The sequence below is a fragment of the Ferribacterium limneticum genome (assembly GCF_020510565.1).
In the GTDB taxonomy this organism is placed as follows: domain Bacteria; phylum Pseudomonadota; class Gammaproteobacteria; order Burkholderiales; family Rhodocyclaceae; genus Azonexus; species Azonexus limneticus_B.
Map to the genome: position 1 here is coordinate 844,414 of NZ_CP075189.1, position 20,587 is coordinate 865,000.

Consider the following 20,587-nt stretch of genomic DNA (forward strand, 5'->3'; position numbering starts at 1 on the left):
GTTCTGTCGTTAAGCCTTGTCCCGAATTAAAAGCCCCTGAAGTTTGTCCAGCGCTTGAGCCAGGGCGATTGCCTCTTCGGAAGGAAACTGACGGATTACTTCTTTCGACTGGCTATCCAGAATTTTAACAACGCTAACCCCTGAATCTTGGTCAATTGAAAAATTGATTTGAGATTGCGTGGGTGCAACGAAGTCGGCTAAACGTTTGACAGCATCTTCAACGCTAAGTCCTGAGGATTTATTCTCGTTTTGAGCTCCATATGTTTCTGGGTTTTTGGAGGTGTCACTAGCCTTCATAGCGACTGTTCGGTTGCCTTGGTCGGGAATCTGGTGCTCAACCTTGGTGGCCGCCTCGGGCAACGGTGTTCGCAGAAGCGGACTCGCTGACTTTACGGATTCGATGTTCATGTTCATCTCCTAACGAAAAGGGCGCGATGGCATTTTTACGCCGTCGCACCCCCTTGTTGCATTTTAGCCGCTAGGGATTAACGCAGCAGCGTCAGGACGTTTTGTGGAATTGCATTTGCTTGGGCCACCATCGCAGTACCTGCCTGCTGGAGAATCTGGAAGCGGGATAGGCGAGAGGTTTCTTCGGCGAAATCAGCGTCCATGATTCGGCCACGGGCTGCCATCTGGTTTGCGTAACTGACCTGAGCCGCCTGGATTTGGAACTCGGCGTTGTTCATCGTTGCGCCTTTCGCGGCGCGAGTAGAGGCAACCACGCCAATGGCAGACGTAATAGCTGCTGTATCTGATGTGGCGGTGATGGTTATAGTTGCACCGCCAGCCGTTGCCAGGGTTGATGCTTGTGAAGCAAGAGCAGTAAGCTCGTCGGAAGTATTTGTCATGTCGGATTGGGCGTTCAATTCCCCCATCCGTTGCAAAACATCATTCAGAACACTGAGAGCGCCATCCTCGGTTTCGGCCGTGGATATTTGATCACCGAGATCGCGGATATTCACCGCGGTTGTGCGCGCAGAAGTTTCGAGCGTCATTCCTCGTGCAAGACCTGATGCATCATCGCGAGCGGAGTTTACGCGCAGACCTGATGACAGGCGCTCGATGGCAGAGGCTAAACCAAGAGAGTTCTTGGCCAAATTGCGCTGAGCATTGAGTGAGTAAGTGTTGGTGTTAATTGTAGCGGCCATTTTGATTCTCCTAGTTTAGTGGGTACTTGGGGTCGTTTACTTGCTTTTGGCTTTCTACCGCCCCGGCTGTACGGCGATTCATTTCGCTGACAAGTTCACTAACGACGGATCGCACAAATACTTTAGAGGTTTTTTTGGAGTAAGGCATATGTGCATTGTGGAACCCAACGAGGGCTGTTGAAATTGGCTTTCGGCAAATCTATGAGGGAAGGTGGGCGGTTAGCCACTCATCGAGATTGTTCTCTAACAGGTAGTACTGCTCCACCCATTTGCGCATGGTCGCCCCTTCTTTTTCGCGTGCATCAGCATCGTGTATTCTTTCGCGGAGTGCTTCGAGCCAAGCTTCTGGCCTGTTGGTGATGCAACAAGCTGGGCTGTTGTGATAAGGCTGAATATCGGTACAAACTACAGGTATGCTGAGAACGCCAAATTCCAGTAGGCGTAAATTGCTTTTTGCCTGATTAAAGAGAGTGTGAGCCAAGGGGGCGATTGCAATGTCGAGGTTCAATCTTGCCAAACGAGTGGGGTATTCGGAGAAAGAGCAGCTGGCGTGGTATTCGGACAGTAATGGTTGAATTTCGTCTGGGCACATTCCAAAAAAGATCCAGTCTGCTTCATCTCGCGTCTGCTCAATTATCTCCTTTAGCATCAACAGGTCGGAACGATGCGTTGTGCCGCCTGCCCAGCCAATTCGCGGTTTGTCGCCCGTGCGTTTTTGGCTTTGCAGAGGAAGCCAGATATCTTGTTCCAGGCGATTGGGTACAACCCGAATGTCTGGAATAAAACGGCGATATGTTTCAGCTAAAAATTCGGTTGATGCAACCATCCGATCGCAGCGATCCAGCGCGTACTTAAGATGGGCGCGGCTATTGGCCGGAATGTTGCCACGGAAGGGATTGCTCTCATCCATATCGGTGAGCAAGTCGTCGATTGCGTAAACCGTAAATGGACGACCGGGAATTCGATGCAAGGAATCTAAGGTCGCCAAGGACTGGCTGCGTAAGTAGTGTTGAACAATGAAAATTTCGGGGGAAAGTCGGATTATTTCTGCGGTCGTAGGTTCACGAGGACCTACTTGTGGCCAGATGCACTCCGTCGCCTGGTCGATTTTGCGCAATGCACGTAAAGGCGAGGTCACCCGTAAATCGCCTTGGGCATTTGGTAGCGTTCGGACGAGAAAGCGTGGCAAGGAAGAAGGCAGGTATTGCCACTGAGCCCGATAGTCGGTTTCCGGACTTGGAATGAGTTTGGCTAGCGATAAATTTGGGTTAAAAAACGGGTCGACCGTAGCGGCCTTTAGCCAGCGGGCAGAAAAGATCTCGTTGGCATGTATTTCGGCGGAGAGAGCTTTTGTTTTGCGTATTTCATTCAGTTCGTTGCCAATGATCGGACAGCTTCCGTCAACGACGGTTGCTAGCGCCTGATAGATCAAGCGTTTGCCGCACGCTATCAATTTCTGGCAAAGATCGGCATCTGAAAAAGTCTCTCCGAGATCAACCTCATCCATTCCGCCAACAGCGAGGTATTCGGCTTTATGGATGAGCATACAGTTTGAGCTTAGGGCACTTACGTCATGCGCTACTTGGAGTCTTCCAAGATAGCTGCTGTCACCGATTTTTGCTTCGCCCTGATAGGGGGAGCCAACTGTTCCACAAAGACCAATGACATTGCCGGCGTTTTCAATCAATGCCGTACCCGGCCGGATAAGACGAGGCGAGGCGGCGGCGATATCTGGTTGCAGGCAAGTGCGAACCAGTTCTTCAAGCCAATTTGACTGAATGACGACAGCCCCTTCCTCGATAAGGAGAACGAGGTCATTGGATGCGGCGCTAACAGCAACATTGCATCGTTTCGCCTTGTTGCCAAGTGAAGTGGTTCTGACTGTACGAATTTTTGGAGATTGAAAACACTCGATTTTCGCAATCTCGAAGGGTAGGTCGGGATCCTCTACTGACTCCTCTAATACGATAAGTATTTCCAGGTTCGGGTAGCGCGTGGTTTCGATGATGCTACTGAGACATCTGGTCAACAGATCAAGTTGCCCATAGGAGAGTATTGCAATACTTACGCCGGGGGGGGCGCTTAACGGATATCGAATGTGCCAGCTAGTGGTGCTTACTGGAATGATTTCCGCGGAATTCTCTTTATTGCCCAATTGCTCAAACAGGGCTGAAATGCAGGACTCGGTATCGGTTGGGAAGGTGCCCGGATAGCTGATTAGAACGTCAGGAATGTGTTCGATCGATGACCAGCCGAATTTTTCGGCTATCCGCAGTTGTTGGGAAAACCAGGGGCTGCCGCCACGCTGGCAGGTGCCGCCGATTGCTTCCCAGCTATCGCAACGCACGCAAATAGGGCCTGCTAGATCAGAGGAAAGCAAGGCGGAAGGATTTACCCCCGGTTTGAAGCGCGGTGAAAAACGTGTACCAACCGCATCGCAAAGATCGTCATCGCAGAAAAAAGCACGGGTTTCAGGCGAAGTTTTGGTTTGTATGGCTAGACGCCATAAATAGAGGGGATCGAGTTTTGCGCCAGTCGGGAGTTCGAGCGCCCATTGAAATCCTCTTGAATTCACCAGGAAATCGATGACTTCCTTTTCATCCTTTTCTGTTTCGATAAGGTGCCAACCAAGATTCGCTATTTCATCAATTCCCTCCGGCGGCGCAAGAGAGGTGATGATTTCCAGTTGCCAATTTGGATAGACTTGACTGGCAAGAGTGTCCAGCGTGTCCGCGAGCAATGTATCTTGGCATGGGCGTAGGCGGAGCAGAATTTGAAAGTTGGGGGGGCTGCTCCCCAGTGCATGGGTCGCTTTGTCTATGGCATTGAAGTCTTCCGGGACGAAGGTTCGAAGTTGGAGCCAGGCTGAGTAATCGGCATCGCTGCTGATGGGCGCAGTGATTAAGCCGTCTTTGTTCAGGCCCAGGCGTGCAGCCTGGGCTTGAACATAGGCCCAACTGGCGCGCATCCATTTATCGAACTCAGGCCGGTTCTGGTTTTGGCCCGAATGCCGTCTGAAATATGCGACAGGTTTGGCGACGTAAGCCAAGTCCCCTCTGGACAACAACTTCAGTGCCAGTCCAACGTCACCAATGCCTGCGCAACGTCTGCCAAACAGCGACATTACATCAGGCTCTCCCATTGTCAGGACGTCGTCTCGTCTGAATAGCATCACAGTAGGTTCGCCCAGCGTGTTGATGCCACCATCGACAATATCGGCAATTACCGCTTGCCCGGATAGGCGGGTCGACTGCTGGGCAAGCGGTGTGCCCAAGGGCGCAACATCAAGTGGATTTCCGTACTCGTCAATAGGCAGTCGCTGGCAGACGGCCAACCTTGCATCCGGGGTACGCAAAAATGCTGAAACCAGCTCATCAACGCACTCGGGGGCGAGCAGGTCATCATCATAAAGCGGCTTGATGAACTCCCCTTTGGCCAAGTTGATGGCTTGCGTGAGATTCTGGGCTTCTCCTAGTGTGCTAGGGTTACGGACGAATGTAATGGGAATGTGGCGGTTGGCATAGGACTGAATAATGGCTTGTACTTCATCAACCTTGCTGTCATCGCAAACAACGATTTCGAGGTCGGAATAGGTTTGCGCAAATGCGCTGTCCAGGCAGGCAACGAGAAAGTCGGGTCGGTAGGCTGGAATAACTATCGAGACCAGTGGCGCTGTGTGACGAATGTGGTTTTGCTTGGAGAACTCCAGAATGAGCCTGCTTTCCGCTTCTATTGGGATGCTTCGGAATGGCGAGTGAGGGTCTGGAGTTATGGGATTGCTTATGTCAGCCTCCAGTCCGGCCAACTTGGCAAGTCGGGTTAGCTCTTCCGAGTCGCATATCCATGTGCGGTCCCAGTGGCGCATTTCAACATTAAGATATTCGGCTTTGTTTTGGACCCAGTTAGCACCTTGGCGTGAAAGCAATGGGTTACGCCAATCGCCAGCGATATATCGATTTATAAGGTATTGGAGATCTGCCGTGGAGACGCGAATGATCCCCCCTGCTTGAAGAACCCTTCGACACTCCCGTAGGAATATAAGAATTCCCGTTTGGGACAGCCGCTCAATAATTCCATAGGAGTAAATTCCCTGTGCTGAACGATCCGGAAATGGAATCCCATTTCTGGAAAATTCGTGAGGATCCTCATTGGGCGGAAGAAGAATATTGATGAATCCTTCAAGCTGTGAAGTGCCGTAACTGATATTCAGGTAATTTTGGTGGGCCATAATCGACTATCAGGGCTATTCATTGAACAGCGATTTTTGAATTCTTCGAACGACGCGTTTAGAATTCGATACATCACGAAATTTGAAAAATAATTTCTGAATGCTGTTGATCGCGTTTATCTGCTCGAATCCCGAACTTTGAAATGTCTGCCTAATATGGACTAAAACGTCATCGAAATTTGAGCAGATGGGGCCAGGGAACACCAGGGAAAGCTCGTACAGCAAGCCATCCTGAGAAGATTTATAGTGCTCGAGGTCGTAGGCGAAACAAATTGCAGGCTTTCCGAGATATAGGGTCTCGATAAATACACTGGAATAGTCAGTAATAAGCAGGTCGCATTCTCGAGCGACGGCTGAAAATTCTGGAATTATCGACTGGGAAATATCGACTATTATTTCGCCGTCAATGTATTTGTCTAAGTTGAAGTATTCGCTACTATTTTTGAAATAGTGGGGGCGGTATCCCAGGATCGCATTGTTAGCTTTAAGAGTTTTCTTGAGATCGTTGATTTCATGTTCGCTGAACTGATAATAGTACGCTTTGTCGGAAATTTCAGTTTGCCGATAGGTCGGAGCGTATACAACCAACCTTCTATTTTTTTTGATGGCTCTTATCAGTTTTATTGATTCGGAAATGTATCGTGGGAGAATATCTATATTTTGTAGCAAAAAGTCATTACGAGGCAGGCCTGTTAGCCATACCTGCCGGTAATTGGCCGGATAGAACATTGCCGCCATCGCATAACTGTCGATGTCTGACGACGCTATTAATCCTGCATATTGCTTGCGCTCCTCAAATCGGTATTTTATCCGGTCGGTGTGTTTGAGCGTAGCGTCATTTGTTGCGTAAAGCAGTCGTTTTAAGGGAATGCCGTGCCAAAGGTTAACCACGATACGTTGTTGCATATTCAGCTTGAGAATGCTGAACCGCCGGGTTCCCCATCTCAAAGAATAATCCATCGAAATGGAATGCGTAACAAACAATACCTTGCAACGAGCAAGCATTACGAAACTTCGCCAACTACCTAGGCGCAAAGCTTCATATCGAACACCGCCGTCGATTTGCAGGTCAGGGGTGGCGCCGCGAAAAAAAATAATTTTTCGAATCGATGTGTCATTTTTTATTTGTTCAAAAATGGCACGCTGGTTTTCAACAAAACGATTGGTATGTAGATGATGCGTGGCGAATGCCCAGTAATCCGGTCGTTTCGGGGTAAGCCAATCCAGTGCTCGCCAAATAGGATGCAGGAGGTAGATGAGCAGGCGCATTAACATGTTATGTAAGTACTGAGGCATTAAATTACTTTTGTTTAGTCGAAGCGCTCGACGATGGAGGAGATAAGATCGAGAGCTTGTTTGAGCTCCCCAATATGGGAGCGTTCCAGAACCTTTAATGTTTTTCGGAAGTGCGTACTAGAAACATCTTCTGTTCGTGGCAGGTAGACTACTTTGCAGTAGGCTTTAAGCTCGTCGAAGTGCCCTTCCCAATCGCTGCCCATTCCAAATATGGAAACTTCGTGATGTGCGATATCCCCGATTTTTTGATCCCATTGTTCCTCGGGTATGGCTAGATCGACACAACGAAGGCCTCGAATGATTTCAATCCTGTCGGCAAAAGGAACGACGGTTTTTTTCCCCTTGATGCTGTTGAATTCGTCAGTTGAAACCCCAACAATTAATTCGTCACCTAGCGATTTCAGGCGATTTAGTAGGCTAAGATGACCTATGTGAAAAAGATCGAATGTCCCATACGTTATAACCGTAGTTTTCATATTAGAAATCATCCTTGTGCGATTGCGCTAGCGCATTGAAGTACTACGAAGCCTAATTATTGGAAAGTAATCGATAATTCAAGTTTCTGGTGACGTTGAGAAGTTTTATTGTTGACAACTATAATATTTTGCTTTCTAGTCTGGTTTGTTGCTTGTAAATCGGGCGTGTGGGTTTTGGGGGGAATTAGCGAAACCCATTGCTACTATATTTGTGCCAATTTTTCTTTCCATAGCTTGTCAGCTTGCTGATACTTTTTATTATAAGCACCAAATAAGCGTATATAGCCTGCTTCGAGTGCTGCTAAGTCAACCGGGGGGGAAGGTTGCGCGACACTGTTATAATCTCGCGGGGTGGCCAAGAGAACGCCTTCTGTGCCAAGCGACAATTGAACCCATTTGAATTCATATTCGTATTCAAATCCCAAGCTATCCAAGAACTTCGGAATTGTAATTACATCGTCCCAGCTGTGATAAAGGCATAGCGCCAGGCGTGGCCGAAACTTCAATATTGTTTTGCGCGCACCTTCAAGCGCCGGTATTTCGGCTCCTTCGATGTCAAATTTAATGAGATCAACACGCTCTAATTGTTGGTCAGTGACATAGTCATCCAATTTGATCATTTCGACTTTTATGGCCCCTGCCCACTTCAGTGAGGTAGATGCTTGCAGCTTCGGTTGTGCTATGGAAACTTCAACGTTGCTTTTGTCACCGAGCGCAAGCCTGTTTGCGAATACATTCCCTTTGATCCCGTTTATATTTAAATTGTGGTGCAATAGAGCGAGGTTTTCATCAAGAAGCTCGAAAGCGTGAATTTCGCAGTTTCCTTTTGTTTTTGCGTTGAATAGTACTGCAGTGTCTCCGATAAAAGCTCCACCATCAATAATAATATCCCCTGGGTGCGGCGCGAATTTATCTGTGCAATATTGATCGAATGTTATGTCGTGAACACCCGTGAACCAGTCGTATCCCAATAAAGTGAAGTCATAGCCGGAAGGGAGGTACTTCCTGATTACATATTCCCGCCCATCGATACATTTTGTGCCATGAGATGCAAATGCATCCTTGACTATTGCGTCGTATTTAGAACGCTTGGTCGGAGATACTATATCCACCTTTGCCCAGCGCTTTAGAAACCAGGCGACAAAGCACTCTTGGTCCGCTGGCGTTAGCCGTTCGTAGAGTGCAGTCGAAATGTATTTGAAATCGTCTTTGTATTTTTCAATGGTTTCCGATAGTTTAAACAGATCGGTGTCATCAAGTAACGAAGTTGTTTTGATAAGGTCGAATAGTAATTTCATGTCGCGTGCCTTTTATTTTTCAAGTGGCTATTCATCAATTAAATCCAAGCCGCGACGAGCTACTTTCAGTACGAATCTATACTCGATATATTCGGGATCGTCTGGTTTCCATGTGCCAGCATCAGATTCCTCTATGCTGAATCCTGCGCGTTTGAACAACATAAGCCAGTTTTCTAAAGGTAAACAATTAAAATGCGTATAGAGCCAGACCCACGTTTTTGTGTGTTGAGGTACAACTACGATAAGAGTGCCATTCTCTTTTAATGCTCGGTTGAACTGCCAGAGCTGAAAAAGAGGATTGAGTGAATGTTCTAGAGTGTGGCGAGTTATGATGAAATCAAGGGAGTTCATTGAGAAGCGGTTGCCAAATTCTGACATTTCAGTGGCTATGAATCGCTTTATGCTTTTATCTCTTGCTGGAAAATAGTCAAAGTAAGTTATCTTGCAATCCGGCCGATCTTGCAGTTTCTTAACTAGATAGGTTGTGCCGCCAACGTCAACGCCGACGCCCGCATGTATTCGTTCAAGTATCCAATCGCATGATAGGTCCTTGTGCTTACTCCATCCATAGTTAATCTCCTTAAGATTCTGTTTTAGCTCCGACATGAACTCGACATACAGGTTAACATCAGATGAGGCGCATGTTGATTTTGACGCCGTCATCAAAATGCCCGTGGTTGCAACTTTTTTTTCTTTTTTGAATATTTTAAGAGACGTTTTTGTGACCGGTAGAATGTTTTCAAGTTTAATCTGGTTGATCATTTCTCGATAAAAATATATAACCTCAGAAGGGTTGAAACCATACTTCTTTATTAGATGCGCTACCATTAATTCATCTTGAGCAAAGGTGCTTATTATCAGTGTGTTGTTATTGTAGGTGGCCATGTTTTGTATTGAGTCGACCGGAATCCCATACATTGTTTCGCCAACCTTTCCTCCATCTCTGTCAATTATGCTAACTACGTCTTCGCATTTGAGAGTCCGCATAATCAAGCCGCATCCGGATCCGGCACCATATATCACATATTTTCGTGGTGTTTTCTGGATGTCGTTTACTTGGTTAATGTTAATGTCTTGTAGCGTTTCGTAGATGCGTTTTAGGCCATGTAGCAGGAATTTGTCAATTGACTCTTGTGATACTCGTTCATTATCGAAAAGCCAGAAGATACGTTGAATTATTAATTTTTTGAACTCGTCGGTTATTTTTTTTTCGGTAATACTGTCGAGTTCTATGTACGACTGAATCATCGCGACTTCGTGCTCGGATTTTCTATCCGGATTGGTAGTGATGCTTCTGGTCCACGAGAATTCGGTGTTGACTCTATAAACAGACATGGGAATTGCGAAATATAGTGCTCCTCTGCGTACGGATCCAAAAAGTTGAAGATATAGATCGCCTACGGTTAAATAGTCTCGATTTTTCAAAAATTCAAGAAACTCGTGTTTGGCGCGTTGTCTTACGATGCACGAGGCTGTCGGAATAGCGCCATGTCGCCGGTGAATGATGTCAATAAAAGGGATTACTGCGTCGTTCTCCGAATAATTTCCTATCGTCGACGGTGGGGTGTCGGGCTTAAAGTAGTCAATTTTTACGGCTTGGTGAAATGACAGGTCAATATTCGGGTTGTTTGACATTTCAGTGATTTGAATCCGCAGTTTTTGGTTGTCAACCCAACAATCATCTCCTTCGCACCAGGCAACGTATTCGGCGTTCGCTCTTGGATAGTTGAATTCAACGGATGGCCGTACACCTTGGCTAAATTGGTTGATGCTTTGCAGGATGGGTTTGATGATGTGTGGATACCGTTGATGATATTCCCTGATGATTTCTTGAGTTTCATCGGTTGAGGCATCATCGTGAATCAATATCTCAAAACCAAAATCGGTATCTTGAGAAAGGATTCCATTGAGGGCGCTTCTCAGAAATTTCGCGTGGTTATATGTAAGCATGCAGATGCTTACCAAGCATTCATTTGAACCTGTCCAGCGCTCAATTATTTCTTCTTCTGTTGGCGGATATGGTAGGGCGAGTACCCCTCCCGGAAATTGTTCTTGCGTATTGATGCGCATATCGGAGTCAGATTTATTCATTTTGTCTTGGTACGGATGGCGTCATGGATTCGCGAACGCATCGATTTCTATGCAGTAAATCGCATCGTTATAGTGACCGCCTAAAGTAGTGCTTCAACCATCTCTGGCGAAAAGGCCGGTATGTTGGCTTTTCTGGCTACGTCTTGTCGTTCGGCGAATGAATCATCGATAAAAATGGAGTCTCGCCGGTCGATATAGTCGGATTTATTTTCTCCGCTACTCAAGTGAATGACTTTGTCGAATAACTCACTAATTCTAAGTTCCCGAAGCGTGATTCGTGGGTCTCGATGGTGACGAGTGAGCAATGTCAGCGATTTTCCATCATTGATGGATTTGTATAGGAAACAGACTAGCTGATGGTTGATTCGTCCTCTCAAGATCAGGCAGTCGTCGAGGTCAACAAATATTTGGTTATATTCGATTTTGATTTTGTAGGAGCTTGCGAGGGCACGATCCATTTCTATATGGTAAGTATTTTGTGCAATCGAGACTTCCTGCTCGAAGGCATCAAAAGCGCTAAGCAAAGCAAAATTGACCCCTTGGCATCTGAATACGCCGGATGATCCGCCTAGGCGGGCTGCGACTTCAAGCAGGCGGGGGCTTCCTTGTGCATCCTGCTTGGCCTGAAAAAACCAGGCGCCTCTGGGCTTCAGAAGTTTGTTGATGCTGTTTGCCCAAATTGAGAATTCGTCGGAAAACGCTTCGCTAGGTGAGGTATTGACGCTTATTCCATTGCTGATCCGATTTCTTCCTCGGGCGGCGTGAAAACGCAGCTTGCCATGACGATCAGAAAAGCAGTCGATGGTCCATTCCTGTCCGGGCAGGTACTCCTGCAGCAACATCTCCGTGCCGGAGTTTTGAGCGAGGAATGCCTTGGCGGCCTGCGGTGTTTCAGCCAAGATGCAATTTCTTGCACCGTACCCGCGATCCGGTTTGATGAATATCGGGAAGCTAGAAGCAGTGTCGTCTACTGAAAGATAGCGTTTGGGCGTGGGGATACTGCCTTCGAGTAGGCCGTAGGTCAGTTTCTTTGATGCACAGATACTCGTTGCTCGGCGATCACTGCCGATGACTCGGCAGGGGAGTTCGCCCTTGTCGCCGAGATCTTGAAGTGTTTCTGCCACTGCATCCATGGTTGGATAGATCGCATCGATTTCGTTGTCAGTAACAAGGCGCGCGATTGTGCGAGCAAATTCAGATGCGTTATGCATTGGTACGTTACCGACATAGGTCTTATATACGAATTTGCCATGATCATCAACGCTGGATGCGCCTACTAGCTCGAAGTGACGTGAGAAACTCATCGAACGGTGAATTTCCAGCCCGATTTCAGATCCGCAAGGAAATACCAGAATACGCTTAGGCATCTTGGTCCTAACCGGCTACTTGTTTTTTGAGCGCCGTTGCCAGTGTTTCAACAATGCGCAGTACTTCCGCATGACTTAGTGTCGGGTATATCGGTAGGCAGATCACTCGGCGGGAAATATCCAGGGCAACAGAGAGGTTTTCCTGTTTTGCACTTGCGAGGCGGCGGTACATGGGCATGTCGCTAATGAGCGGATGAAAATAGCGTCGCCCATGAATGCCGGCTTTTTTCATTGCGTAATAAACAGCGTCGCGGGTTTTTTCGGCATCCTTGTTGATCAGGATGGGCATATAGGCGGAGTTGGCCGAAGTTTGTTCCGCGGGGGGGAGCAAGGAAATGCCAGGGACTGCTGAAAGTGCCTGCCGATAAAGTATTTCAATTTCCTTGCGGCGTTGCAGAGCACTATCAATGTACTTAAGCTGCAATAAGCCAAATGCTGCGCTGACTTCGTTCATCTTCCCATTGATGCCCGGAGCCATTACGGTCACTTCGTTGGCAAAACCGAAGTTCTTAAGAAAGTTGATACGTTCCTTGGTCTTGGCGTCAGGGCAGATGATTGCTCCGCCTTCAAAGGTGTTGAATACCTTTGTGGCATGAAAGCTGAGGACGGACAAGTCGCCATGGCGGAGGATGCTGCCTCCGGAATCACGCACACCGAAGGCGTGGGCTGCGTCGAAAATTACCTTGAGGCCATAAATGTCGGCGATTTGCTGGATTTTCTCGATTGCACAAGGTACGCCATAGCAGTGTACGGCGAGGATGGCAGTGGTTTTCGGGGTAATCGCGTCTTCGATCTTCGCCGGGTCCAGGTTGCAAGTTTTGGGATCAATGTCCACGAAGACGGGCTTGATATTGTTCCAAAGAAGGGTGTGTGCAGTCGCGACAAAGGAATATGGCGTGGTGATGACCTCGTCGCGAATGCGTAATGTCTGTAGCGCAGTCAGGAGAGCCAACGTGCCATTTGCAAAAAGTGCTAGATGCTCTACGCCCAGATAGTCGCAGAGAGCTTGTTCGAGTTGATTATGGAAGGGGCCATTGTTGGTAAGAATCTTGTTGTCCCAGATACTTTGAAGATATGGAATAAATTCTTCCAGCGGAGGGAGGAGTGGTTGGGTGACAAATATTGGTTCTTTGGCCATGTCTAGGCGACCTCCACCCGGTTTTTTCCGCTTTGTTTAGCTTTGTACATCGCCTCATCAGCCCGTTTGATCACTGTCGTCTGGGTGTCATCAAGCTGCATTTGGGTAACCCCCGCACTAAAGGTAATCAACACCTTCTCATTTGCGTGTAGGAAGAACTTCTTGGTCAATTCGCGCTGGAGGCGGGTTAGGGCGATTGCTGCGTCATTCAGCGGCGTATCCGGCAGGAGGATGATGAATTCCTCGCCGCCAAAGCGGGCGAGCGTGTCTTGGGGACGCAGCGTTTCGCGGCAGACGGTGGCGAGGTGGATGAGTGCTTCATCGCCGGTGTCGTGGCCCATCGAGTCGTTGAGCTTCTTGAAGTTGTCTATATCGATCAGCGCGACGCACAGTGAGGTTTCGTGGCGTGTCGCCCGCGATGCTTCCTTGGCGAATGTTTCTTCCAGGCCGCGGCGGTTGAGGACGCCGGTGAGTTGGTCGTGGCGGACGAGGTCGCTGGTGGTTTCGAGTTCGCGTTCGAGCTCAGTGATGCGCGCTTCGGATTCTTGTACCTTTTTCTGGGTTATGCGCAGTTCGTCGCGGGAGCGCTGGGCGTTGATCTGGATCGTCCGTGTTTCGCGCATGACTTCGCCAAGCACGCTTTCCAGTTCGGAGATGTCATTGGCCGAACTGATTTTGCCGGCGCAGCTTTCAATTTTGTCGTGGTAGTCGGAGGCAGCCTCGGCGAAGTCGGCGAGGTGATCGACAAAGCCGGCCAACATGCTCTTGATGGCATCCCTGGCTTCGGAAAGGCTGGCCTTGAGCTGGCTTTGTTTGTAGAGGACTTCTTTCAGCCGTCGTTCGGCGTCATCGAGGGCACGCTGCGATAGTGGCTTGTCGATGATTTCCCGCACCACCTCGATCTGTCCGTGCAGCCAGTGGTCATCGAGGACCAGGTCGGTAATGTTGCCGACCAGCAGGCGGAGCAGGCCAAGGAGGCTGTGGCGGAGTTCAGTCTGATCTTCGGCCAGTAGTTCGAGCTTGAAGGCGAAGCGCTTCAGGCGAACGAGAAATTCCTGCAACTGGGCCGGACTGACGGCGGTACGGATATCCTTGGCCAAGGCCTTGGCATCCGTTGAAAGCTGCGGGCTTTCGACCAGTTGAGTAGCCATCGCCGTTTCGAGCGTGAAGGCAAACAATTCGCGCAGTTCGGGCAGCAGATCGGCAGTTGTTACGGTCAACCCGGAAATTTGACCAATTTCGGAATTGACTGCTTCGACGGTGTTGACGGCCTCCGCCTCCTTGCCTTGCCCCCACGAGCGCAACAGGCTCTGCAAGCGGGTGAACAACGTATCGGGATTGGCGGCATTGCTCGTCAGCACGTGTTCGAGCGACTCGCGCTTGCGGGCGGAGGTCAGCCCCGGATGTTTGGCATCCCACAGGCGCAGGAGATCGGCTATCAACTCCGACCAGGCCAGTTTTTGCGATTCGGCGAGGCCGGCGACGAAATCGCTCAGATGCTTCTTGTAGTCATCCCAATTGGCCGCTTTGACCGCCTCTTCGAGTTGCCGGGCCAAACGTAACTGGTCGGGCGATGCCTTGGGCAGGGCGGCGGCCAGTGAGCGCAGTTGCACTTCCGGAAATGAAGCGCCTGCCGGTTTGGTCCCGGCAATCTCGTGATAGAGCGTGAGGTAATTCTCCGGCGACGGAGGAATGCGGCGTGCGGCCAAGAGCCGCAGAGTTTCCCGGGCGATCTCGAAGGGATTGGTCAGTGTGCTCATGTCGAAATTTGAATGTTCAAGCTATAATCGCGCACCATTGCTTGGGCCCCCGTAGCATGAAGGTCGTGCAGTTGATTTGTAATCATCAGGTAGCGGTTCGATTCCGTTCGGGGGCACCAGTAAAATCAATCAGTTAAGCCATTCTCCGGAGTGGCTTTTTTGTTTTCCGGGTGTCGTGCAGGCGCCCTGTTGGCTTTTGCGGTCAATTTGTCTCCAGTGCGTCGGTCCCAGACTTTCCGAATCATACCTGCATGAGAGGGCGTGTTGAGTGACTTGGCGCCATCCCGGTAGTTTTTGCCCCAAGCAATTGTCAATCTCCATACCCATTCTAAAATTAGGGGTAATATTCCGACGTCCTATTTTTGAGGAGCGTCCTGATGTTTTTCAATAAGCTCAGCGGCCTTGTTCACGGCCCGCATGCCTCATCGCCAAGCCATCGCTTTGTCGAAAAAGTGGTTGCCGCCCTGGGTGAATCGATTACCGAGGCGAACAACTTCGAGTCAGTCGTGGCGCATGCATTGCATTCTGCCGAGTTGTACTACTACCAGCAGATTCAGGCGATTCCCGGCCCGTTCGAAATTGCGATCAGCGAGCCTTGCAACGATTCCTTCTTCCACACGATCTTTAATGCACCAGAGGATGTGCAGGCTGCTCTGGGCAGGAGCATCGAGGTTAGAGACTTTCTGCCTGCTCTGGTAAGGGATGGCAAGCTTGAGTTCTTCGGGCTTCTCGGTTTTCGCGAGAAGGCGGCCGGCGACAATGAGACGGGGCGGCGATTTGCCGATCATACGATTCGCAGCATTGGCCATTCTGAGGAATATTGTCGGGAAAGCCTGCGCAACTCTTGCCTGCACCGCCTGCTGGGGCAGTTTCGCGAGCATGTTGAAACCTTGCGTAGCAGGGGGCGGCTTCTGACAACGGAATGGAATATCGAGAATAGCGCCAATGCTGTGCTGGCTGGCGACGATCAGGCACCGGGGTTTATTCTGGCCGAGCATGTCTTGCAGCCTGACAATCTGCTGAAAGGATTGGTGGCTTGGTTGGATGCCCCGGAAAATCATCTGCGCATTGAGTCGAGCCATGTTGCTGTGGCCGACCAAAGGGGGGGCAGGACCGAGTTGCCGGTCATGCGCTGTGCCGACCGGCGCCATTGGGTGGTCAGCCTGGTCCAGCTTCAGGTTCGGGAAGCTTTGAATGCGCTGGCCAGTGAATCCCGCTGCCATCGCTACATTCTTGTCTAGGGCTTGGGCGCATCCGTGGTCAGCGGTTGAGTTGGATCGCGCATCGACCGGGAATTTCAATTTTGGCCGTTTTTTCCGGTTGACCGTGGGAGCGACCTGCCGCTAAGTCCTGCGTTGCTGGCCCACTTGGCCTCGGGGGCCGGAGGTGGTCATTCCGTCATGCTGCCATGGCCAAGGCGGTGCGATAGCTGTTTTGAGGCTTCGAGCATAGCCTTGGCTACGGGACTGTCCCATTCCACGTTAAATTCACCGATTGAACCGAGAGAAGTAATCGCTGCAACCATACTGCCGGTGTGATCGTAGACCGGGGCGCTGAAGCCGTTGATGCCTGGCGTCAGGCTGCCTGATGCGCGACTAATTCCGTGTGAGCGAATTTCAGTCAGGTTTTTCTCCAACTGCCGGCGAACGGTCGTAATTGCCGTTTTGCTTGTGTCAGAGATTTCCTTTAACTCCTCGTCCAGCATTTTCTTTAGAAATGGCGAACGGTAGAAGGCAGCGAAGGCTCTTCCTGTTGCCGAGTTGCACAGCGGCAAAATGGTTCCGGCGCGAAGGGTGATCGTTATTGGGCCGCCGGCATCGACGATTCGAACAATGGTTGCCCCGTGGTTTCCCCATACGGCGAGAGCAACGGTTTCCTGAATTTCTTCGCAGAGGGTTTCAAGGATTGGCCCAGCCAAGCGGACAGGGTCCAGACGCCCGAGTCCTGAAAGTCCCAGTTCCAGTGCGTATGCTCCCAGATCGTACCGGCCGCTGCTGTTATCTTGCTCCACGATGCCAATGCGCAGAAAACTGACCATGTATCGATGCGCTTTGGCGGCAGGCATCCCGGCCCCTTTCGCGATGTCGCGCAACATCATTGGGCGATTGGTTGCTGCCAGCACATTCAAAAGTCGAAATCCAACTTCAATGGACTGAATTCCCTGACGGTCGCTTGCTACTTTTGTGGCCATGGTGATTTTGATCGAAGGAAAGTATCCATTTTATGCATCTATGAGCCCTTTGAGGTGGCGAATATAATGACCCAGCAAATATATAAGGGGAGGTCATATGCGGGCAGTGCTGGTTGCAAATCCGAAGGGTGGGGCTGGCAAGACAACGCTGGCGACGAATCTGTCGGGCTACTTTGCTAATAAAGGTAAGAAGACGACCTTGTGCGACCTGGATCGCCAACAGTCCTCGCTGCGTTGGATGGCGTTTCGAGATCCAGTATTGCCGGCAATTACAGGTTACTTTGCCGGGAACCAGATTTCCCTGAATTTGCCCAAGGAGGCAGACTGGGTCGTGGTTGATGCACCGGCCGGTTTGCAGGGGTACAAGTTGTCTGACTATCTAAGGACGGTCGACAAGGTGATTGTGCCGTTAGTACCTTCAGTTTTTGATATGGCCGCTACGGAAGATTTCCTGAATTCAATCCGTAGTGAAATGCGTGGCCAGCGGGTAAAGGTTGGAATCGTGGCGATGCGGGTTGATCCGCGTACCCGGGCAGCTGGGATGCTTGAAGAGTTCCTGAAGCACTTCGATATTCCTATCGTTGCCTACTTGAGAAATACACAGAACTACGTAAACGTGGCGGCGGCCGGGGCAACAGTATTTGATCCTCCACGGGCGAAGCATCGAAGGGATGTTGATCAGTGGTCCTCGCTGGTTGAGTGGGTCGAAAAGAAATAGTCCCCTTTTTTTCAATTGTTCTTGACGCACTGCTACATCCTCTGGATAATGCGCCCTCTTCTGACGGACGCGGGATGGAGCAGTTGGCAGCTCGTCGGGCTCATAACCCGAAGGTCGCAGGTTCAAGTCCTGCTCCCGCAACCAAGCAAGTGAGTTTTTAAGAATTTCTTGCTTGCTGGGCCGAAAGAAAAAATTTCAGGATTGTTTCTGAAAAGCTTGACGGGAGGTGAGAAGTTCTTCATAATCTTGCCTCTCCGCTGCAGACGAAGCGAAAGCGACGGCGCGGTGAAGTAAGAAGCTCTTTAACAATTTGGACAACCGATAGGTGTGGGTGCCTTGATGCGAAGCGACGCAAGTCGCAAAAAGTATTAAAGGCAATCACACGGATGGAGAGATCCATCGAGGTAGATGTAACAATCTACCGTCAGTGAATTGTGAGTTGTTTTTTTGTTGGATTGAACTGAAGAGTTTGATCCTGGCTCAGATTGAACGCTGGCGGCATGCCTTACACATGCAAGTCGAACGGCAGCACGGGAGCAATCCTGGTGGCGAGTGGCGAACGGGTGAGTAATGTATCGGAACGTACCTTTCAGTGGGGGATAACGTAGCGAAAGTTACGCTAATACCGCATATTCTGTGAGCAGGAAAGCAGGGGATCGCAAGACCTTGCGCTGATTGAGCGGCCGATATCAGATTAGCTAGTTGGTGAGGTAAAGGCTCACCAAGGCGACGATCTGTAGCGGGTCTGAGAGGATGATCCGCCACACTGGAACTGAGACACGGTCCAGACTCCTACGGGAGGCAGCAGTGGGGAATTTTGGACAATGGGGGCAACCCTGATCCAGCCATGCCGCGTGAGTGAAGAAGGCCTTCGGGTTGTAAAGCTCTTTCAGCCGGGAAGAAAACGCATGGGTTAATACCCTGTGTGGATGACGGTACCGGAATAAGAAGCACCGGCTAACTACGTGCCAGCAGCCGCGGTAATACGTAGGGTGCGAGCGTTAATCGGAATTACTGGGCGTAAAGCGTGCGCAGGCGGTTTGTTAAGATAGGCGTGAAATCCCCGGGCTCAACCTGGGAACTGCGTTTATGACTGGCAGGCTAGAGTATGGCAGAGGGGGGTGGAATTCCACGTGTAGCAGTGAAATGCGTAGAGATGTGGAGGAACACCGATGGCGAAGGCAGCCCCCTGGGCCAATACTGACGCTCATGCACGAAAGCGTGGGTAGCAAACAGGATTAGATACCCTGGTAGTCCACGCCCTAAACGATGTCAACTAGGTGTTGGGTGGGTAAAACCATTTAGTACCGGAGCTAACGCGTGAAGTTGACCGCCTGGGGAGTACGGCCGCAAGGTTAAAACTCAAAGGAATTGACGGGGACCCGCACAAGCGGTGGATGATGTGGATTAATTCGATGCAACGCGAAAAACCTTACCTACCCTTGACATGTCCGGAAGCCCTTAGAGATTTGGGTGTGCTCGAAAGAGAGCCGGAACACAGGTGCTGCATGGCTGTCGTCAGCTCGTGTCGTGAGATGTTGGGTTAAGTCCCGCAACGAGCGCAACCCTTGTCGTTAATTGCCATCATTCAGTTGGGCACTTTAACGAGACTGCCGGTGACAAACCGGAGGAAGGTGGGGATGACGTCAAGTCCTCATGGCCCTTATGGGTAGGGCTTCACACGTCATACAATGGTCGGTACAAAGGGTTGCCAACCCGCGAGGGGGAGCTAATCCCAGAAAGCCGATCGTAGTCCGGATCGTAGGCTGCAACTCGCCTGCGTGAAGTCGGAATCGCTAGTAATCGTGGATCAGCATGTCACGGTGAATACGTTCCCGGGTCTTGTACACACCGCCCGTCACACCATGGGAGCGGGTTCCGCCAGAAGTAGGTAGCCTAACCGCAAGGAGGGCGCTTACCACGGCGGGGTTCGTGACTGGGGTGAAGTCGTAACAAGGTAGCCGTAGGGGAACCTGCGGCTGGATCACCTCCTTTCTAGAGAAGCATCTCTGGCACCCACAACCTATCGGTTGTTCATGAGTAGCAAACAGACGAGGGTCTGTAGCTCAGTCGGTTAGAGCACCGTCTTGATAAGGCGGGGGTCGTTGGTTCGATTCCAACCAGACCCACCAACGTCAAATCAAGGGGGATTAGCTCAGCTGGGAGAGCACCTGCTTTGCAAGCAGGGGGTCAACGGTTCGATCCCGTTATCCTCCACCAAAACCCAAAGATAAGCATGGATGTTTATCTTTGGCTTTTGAGCAATCAATTGCTACGTTCTTTAACAAAATGGAAGAAGGTTGTGTTGCGGCGCTGATGAGGCGTTGGCAACACGTTGTGATTGCATCTGTTCTTGTCCTTTAGCCGGGCTTATTTGGCAAAGACAAGACAGCACAAATATGAGTTGCCTGTAGCCGCTCTCTAACGAGAGTACAAGGTTATAGGATCAAGCGAATAAGTGCATGTGGTGGATGCCTTGGCGATCACAGGCGATGAAGGACGTGCAAGCCTGCGAAAAGCTACGGGGAGCTGGCAATGAAGCTTTGATCCGTAGATATCCGAATGGGGAAACCCACTCCGCAAGGAGTATCCCTTACTGAATACATAGGTAAGGGAGGCGAACCCGGTGAACTGAAACATCTAAGTAGCCGGAGGAAAATAAATCAACCGAGATTCCCCAAGTAGTGGCGAGCGAACGGGGAGCAGCCTGCTAGTGATAGCGGAATGGTTAATGGAACGGAATGGAAAGTCCGGCCGTAGTGGGTGATAGCCCCGTACATGAAAACCAATCCGTGGTACTAAGTTAGCGAAAAGTAGGGCGGGGCACGTGAAACCTTGTCTGAACATGGGGGGACCATCCTCCAAGGCTAAATACT

At 50.1% G+C, this 20,587-nt stretch carries 13 protein-coding genes, 4 tRNA genes and 2 rRNA genes (1 of these 19 cut by a window edge); 8 read left to right on the forward strand and 11 right to left on the reverse strand.

Going from position 1 to position 20,587, the window contains the following annotated elements; all coding sequences use genetic code 11:
- Positions 1 to 9: 9 nt before the first annotated feature.
- The 10 genes from KI610_RS04110 to KI610_RS04155 all read right to left on the reverse strand — a co-directional run bounded on the left by KI610_RS04110 (position 10) and on the right by KI610_RS04155 (position 14,802).
- The gene (locus tag KI610_RS04110) at positions 10 to 408 is read right to left on the reverse strand and encodes a flagellar protein FlaG (protein WP_226497414.1); all 399 of its coding nucleotides are present in this window, start codon (positions 406 to 408) and stop codon (positions 10 to 12) included.
- A 77-nt stretch (positions 409 to 485) separates the two neighbouring features.
- Positions 486 to 1,148: a flagellin gene (locus KI610_RS04115; protein ID WP_226497415.1), complete on the reverse strand. Its 663-nt coding sequence runs from the start codon at positions 1,146 to 1,148 to the stop codon at positions 486 to 488.
- 199 nt (positions 1,149 to 1,347) lie between these two features.
- Positions 1,348 to 5,376: a glycosyltransferase gene (locus KI610_RS04120; RefSeq protein ID WP_226497416.1), complete on the reverse strand. Its 4,029-nt coding sequence runs from the start codon at positions 5,374 to 5,376 to the stop codon at positions 1,348 to 1,350.
- A gap of 15 nt (positions 5,377 to 5,391) precedes the next feature.
- Positions 5,392 to 6,645, reverse strand: coding sequence for a CDP-glycerol glycerophosphotransferase family protein (locus tag KI610_RS04125; protein WP_226497417.1), 1,254 nt, complete (start codon positions 6,643 to 6,645; stop codon positions 5,392 to 5,394).
- 41 nt (positions 6,646 to 6,686) lie between these two features.
- Positions 6,687 to 7,148, reverse strand: coding sequence for an adenylyltransferase/cytidyltransferase family protein (locus KI610_RS04130; protein WP_319004206.1), 462 nt, complete (start codon positions 7,146 to 7,148; stop codon positions 6,687 to 6,689).
- 203 nt (positions 7,149 to 7,351) lie between these two features.
- Entirely contained in the window at positions 7,352 to 8,446 is a 1,095-nt protein-coding gene (locus KI610_RS04135) for an FkbM family methyltransferase (protein ID WP_226497418.1), read from the reverse strand.
- Between the two features lie 27 nt (positions 8,447 to 8,473).
- A complete protein-coding gene (locus tag KI610_RS04140) occupies positions 8,474 to 10,537 on the reverse strand; it encodes a glycosyltransferase (protein ID WP_226497419.1) in 2,064 nt (687 codons plus the stop codon).
- Positions 10,538 to 10,617: 80 nt separating this feature from the next.
- The gene (locus KI610_RS04145; protein ID WP_226497420.1) at positions 10,618 to 11,904 is read right to left on the reverse strand and encodes an ATP-grasp domain-containing protein; all 1,287 of its coding nucleotides are present in this window, start codon (positions 11,902 to 11,904) and stop codon (positions 10,618 to 10,620) included.
- A 7-nt stretch (positions 11,905 to 11,911) separates the two neighbouring features.
- Positions 11,912 to 13,042, reverse strand: a complete 1,131-nt coding sequence (locus KI610_RS04150; protein WP_226497421.1) for a DegT/DnrJ/EryC1/StrS family aminotransferase — start codon at positions 13,040 to 13,042, stop codon at positions 11,912 to 11,914.
- A 2-nt stretch (positions 13,043 to 13,044) separates the two neighbouring features.
- Entirely contained in the window at positions 13,045 to 14,802 is a 1,758-nt protein-coding gene (locus KI610_RS04155; RefSeq protein WP_226497422.1) for a GGDEF domain-containing protein, read from the reverse strand.
- A gap of 45 nt (positions 14,803 to 14,847) precedes the next feature.
- Here KI610_RS04155 and KI610_RS04160 point away from each other — a divergent pair.
- Positions 14,848 to 14,921: transfer RNA gene (locus KI610_RS04160), tRNA-Thr, on the forward strand.
- A 258-nt stretch (positions 14,922 to 15,179) separates the two neighbouring features.
- Positions 15,180 to 16,043, forward strand: coding sequence for a hypothetical protein (locus tag KI610_RS04165; protein ID WP_226497423.1), 864 nt, complete (start codon positions 15,180 to 15,182; stop codon positions 16,041 to 16,043).
- Positions 16,044 to 16,192: 149 nt separating this feature from the next.
- Here the strand turns inward: KI610_RS04165 and KI610_RS04170 are convergent, their stop codons facing one another.
- Positions 16,193 to 16,993, reverse strand: a complete 801-nt coding sequence (locus tag KI610_RS04170) for an IclR family transcriptional regulator (protein ID WP_226497424.1) — start codon at positions 16,991 to 16,993, stop codon at positions 16,193 to 16,195.
- 97 nt (positions 16,994 to 17,090) lie between these two features.
- On the opposite strand from KI610_RS04170, the gene KI610_RS04175 reads away from it, so the two are divergent.
- The 6 genes from KI610_RS04175 to KI610_RS04200 form a co-directional block, all read left to right on the forward strand.
- On the forward strand, positions 17,091 to 17,711 hold the full coding sequence (locus KI610_RS04175; RefSeq protein ID WP_226497425.1) for a ParA family protein: 621 nt from the start codon (positions 17,091 to 17,093) through the stop codon (positions 17,709 to 17,711).
- A 68-nt stretch (positions 17,712 to 17,779) separates the two neighbouring features.
- Positions 17,780 to 17,855: transfer RNA gene (locus tag KI610_RS04180), tRNA-Met, on the forward strand.
- Between the two features lie 313 nt (positions 17,856 to 18,168).
- Positions 18,169 to 19,706 (forward strand): 16S ribosomal RNA (locus tag KI610_RS04185).
- A gap of 60 nt (positions 19,707 to 19,766) precedes the next feature.
- Positions 19,767 to 19,843 (forward strand) — tRNA-Ile (locus KI610_RS04190).
- Between the two features lie 12 nt (positions 19,844 to 19,855).
- Positions 19,856 to 19,931, forward strand: a tRNA-Ala gene (locus tag KI610_RS04195).
- Positions 19,932 to 20,155: 224 nt separating this feature from the next.
- Positions 20,156 to 20,587 (forward strand): 23S ribosomal RNA (locus KI610_RS04200) (it continues 2,450 nt past the right edge of the window).
- The 16S and 23S rRNA genes sit together here with 3 tRNA genes alongside, the layout of an rRNA operon.